Annotated in this window: 3 protein-coding genes; all 3 read right to left on the bottom strand. The window is 46.5% G+C overall.

Going from position 1 to position 3,489, the window contains the following annotated elements:
* Positions 1–2,117, bottom strand: a 2,117-nt coding sequence (gene rsxC / locus AWH66_RS06405; RefSeq protein ID WP_071487844.1) for an electron transport complex subunit RsxC, incomplete at its 3' end; no start/stop codon positions are given.
* 8 nt (positions 2,118–2,125) lie between these two features.
* Entirely contained in the window at positions 2,126–2,707 is a 582-nt protein-coding gene (gene rsxB, locus AWH66_RS06400) for an electron transport complex subunit RsxB (protein WP_006072942.1), read from the bottom strand.
* On the bottom strand, positions 2,707–3,288 hold the full coding sequence (gene rsxA / locus AWH66_RS06395) for an electron transport complex subunit RsxA (protein WP_006072943.1): 582 nt from the start codon (positions 3,286–3,288) through the stop codon (positions 2,707–2,709). The genes rsxB and rsxA overlap by 1 nt, the downstream gene beginning before the upstream one ends.
* Positions 3,289–3,489: the final 201 nt, after the last annotated feature.

Genomic DNA, 3,489 nt, shown 5'->3' with positions numbered 1-3,489 from the left:
GCTTTAGCACGAGCGATAGCGGCAGCAACGGCTGCTTTTTTTGGATCGTCTTTAGCAGGGGCGTTGGCGTCTTGAGTTTCAGGCTCTGTTTCTACTGTAGCTTGCTTACGCGCTTTAGCACGAGCGATAGCGGCAGCAACGGCTGCTTTCTTCGGATCGTCCTTAGCAGGCGTATCGTTGTCTTGAGTTTCCGGCTCGGCTTCGGTTGCTGCTTGCTTCCTTGCTTTAGCGCGGGCAATTGCAGCGGCAACAGCGTCTTTTTTCGACGACTGAGATTCTTCACCTGACGATTCTTCAGCTTGTAACTGTTGAGCGGCTTTCTTCGCTTTTGCTCTGGCTAATGCAGCGGCAATAGCCGCTTTTTTAGGGTCTTGCTCAATACTGTCTGAGCCTTGTGCAGTATCCGCTTCAGTTGGCTTATTTGCTTTTCGCTCTCTAGCCAAGCGTTTACGTTCTTCTCGCAACTTGGTCATTTCGGAGTTGTCTGGTTCTGCTTGTCCTTGTTTAGCGGCTTCCGCTTGTTTAGCTTTGGCACGAGCTATGGCTGCGGCAACGGCAGGCTTAACTTCATTCGTTGCAGAGATGGATTTTTGTGCTTTTACGCGTTCAATCGCAGCAGCGATGGCATCGTCGCCACCAGAGGATTTCATCTGTTTGCGACGGTCGTCAGCGGCTTTCTTGAAGCGGTTCTCGCGTTCGGCTTTATCACGCTCTAGACGTGCTTTCTTCTCTTCAAATCGAACTTTGGCTCGTTCTGCTGCCTCAGATTCTTGTTTCCGAGTACGAATTTCGGCTTTAGCCTGGCGGTAGTAATGAACTAACGGGATCTCACTTGGACAAACAAAAGCACAAGCTCCACATTCGATACAGTCTTTAAGGTTTAACTCTTCACACTTATCGTAATCTTGAGATTTCGCGTACCACTGTAATTGCTGAGGTAACAAAGACGCAGGGCAAGCTTCTGCACATTGACTACAACGAATGCATGACATTTCATGTGAACGAGGATCAATCTCTCGATAAGTTGGAGCTAAAATACAGTTCGCTGTTTTAGTAATTGGCACATTCGCATGAGGCAAAGTGAAGCCCATCATAGGGCCGCCCATAATTAAGCGAGGGGATTTCTTATCAGCTTTGTAACCAAACTGATCCAATAAAGATTGCACAGGAGTGCCAATCAATGCCCAAACATTGCGTGGCTGTTTAAAGGTTTTCCCTGTTAGAGTAACAACGCGCTCAATCAAAGGCTCACCATCGCAAACGGCACGTTTGATTGCATAGGCAGAGCCAACATTTTGCACCATCAAACCAATATCAGCAGGAATGCCGCCTACAGGGACTTCCAGGTTGGTAAGTATTTTAATGAGCTGCTTTTCGCCACCAGATGGATATTTAGTTGGAATGACTCGAATGACGATATCTTCATCTGTCGCTGCTTGTTCCAGCGCTTTAATCGCCTCCGGCTTGTTGTCTTCAATACCAATGATTGTCAACTTTGGTTTGAGAATGTGATTGAGGATCTTAATACCTTCAATGACTTCCTGCGCCTTATCTTGCATTAAGCGGTCATCAGCAGTGATATAGGGCTCACATTCGGCGGCGTTGAGAATTAGAATCTCAGTGCGTTGTAAGCCCGATTGGATTTTCTTTGCCGTCGGAAAACCTGCGCCGCCCATACCAGAAATACCCGCTAAGCGGATTCGCTCTATCAAGGACTCTGGTAGCTCATCAAGATAACTCTCGCATGGGTTCAGCTCGAACCATTCGTCTTGTTGATCAGCTTCGATCACAATACATAGGTCGCTCAAACCTGATGGGTGTGCAATAGTGCGTGGTTCAATGGCCTTTATCGTTCCAGATGTTGGCGCGTGAATCGGCAGCATAAATGCGGCATTGACTTGGCTGAGCGGTTGTCCCTTCAAGACACGCTCACCCACGGTTACTAATATATCGCCTGGCTTACCAATATGCTGTTTGAGTGGAATCACTAACTCATTTGGAATGTTTGCCTTAGCGATAGAGCTTTGGTTGGATTGCTTCTTGTTTTCTTGCGGGTGTACGCCACCAGGGAAATCCCAAAGAGAACCAGATTTGATTTGTTCAATAAGTGATAACATGACGCTCCCTACTCACCGCTAGCTTGTGTTTGAGTTTCGGAAATATTGACAACAGGAATAGCATCTAGCTGCCATTTCCAAGTATCAGCGGTTGTTTTTACAGGAATCATTTCAATACAGTCAGTAGGGCATGGGGCAACGCATAGGTCACAGCCAGTACATTCGTCTTTGATAACGGTGTGCAGTGCTTTTGTTCCGCCAACGATGGCGTCTACTGGGCAGGCTTGGATGCATTTAGTACAACCAATACACATATCTTCATGGATAAAAGCCACTTTCTTTATCGACTTTTCAGCGTCATGAGCGGAGTCTTCGACTTCAACACCCATTAAGTCAGCAAGCTTCTCGATAGTTGCTTGACCACCGGGAGGGCACTTGTTAATAGCGTCGCCGTTTGCGATAGCTTCCGCATAAGGGCGGCAGCCAGGGTAGCCACATTGTCCACATTGTGTTTGAGGCAGAATACCGTCGATTTGGTCAACAATTGGGTCAGCTTCTACTTTAAACTTAATCGAAGCAAAACCGAGAACGGCCCCAAAAACGGCCGCTAAGATAACAAGAGCAATAATTGCGATAAGAATTGTCGTCATTACAGTTTCACCAACCCAGTGAAGCCCATAAATGCAAGAGACATGAGCCCCGCTGTGATCATGGCAATCGAGGCTCCTTTAAAGGGAGCTGGCACATCAGCAGCGGCAATACGTTCACGCATTGAAGCAAACAAGATAAGAACTAAAGAGAAACCAACCGCCGCTCCGAAGCCATAGATAATGGATTCGATAAAGTTGTGGTTTTCGTTGATGTTTAGTAATGCTACGCCCAAAACCGCACAGTTAGTGGTGATCAGGGGTAGGAAAATACCTAGCAAACGATAAAGCGTTGGACTGGTTTTATGAACCACCATCTCAGTGAACTGCACGACAACGGCGATAACCAAGATGAAACTCATGGTTCGCAAATACTGAATACCTAAAGGCACTAAAACGTAAGTTTCCACTAAGTACGCGCACACGGATGCAAGTGTCAGCACGAATGTCGTGGCTAACCCCATGCCAATTGCGGTCTCGAGTTTTTTTGACACACCCATGAAAGGGCACAACCCAAGGAATTTTACCAGTACGAAATTGTTGACGAGGACAGTTCCCACCAACAATAAGAAATATTCGGTCATAATAATAAGTGTAAAGAGCTCCGATCCCGTTATTATCCTGCTTTGCGTAGCGAATAACAACCAGTGAAACATAAGGTTTTGTCTGTTTGTACGAAAAGTATAGGTATTAAGCCTAAAATCAGGAAAGGGAAGTTTTGGGTTCTTGAAACGCAAAAAGCCGCGTCTTTCGACACGGCTTCTTTGGAATTTGGCTCCCCCTGC

The organism is Vibrio barjaei (genome assembly GCF_001639065.2).
Lineage (GTDB): Bacteria > Pseudomonadota > Gammaproteobacteria > Enterobacterales > Vibrionaceae > Vibrio > Vibrio barjaei.
The sequence above is the reverse complement of the archived record's forward strand: the minus strand, read 5'-3'. Positions and strand labels throughout refer to the sequence as shown.

Bases quoted from the DNA above. Each gene is read 5' to 3' on its own strand.
- rsxB (WP_006072942.1), bottom strand. From the start codon at position 2,707: ATGACGACAATTCTTATCGCAATTATTGCTCTTGTTATCTTAGCGGCC.
- rsxA (WP_006072943.1), bottom strand. From the start codon at position 3,288: ATGACCGAATATTTCTTATTGTTGGTGGGAACTGTCCTCGTCAACAAT.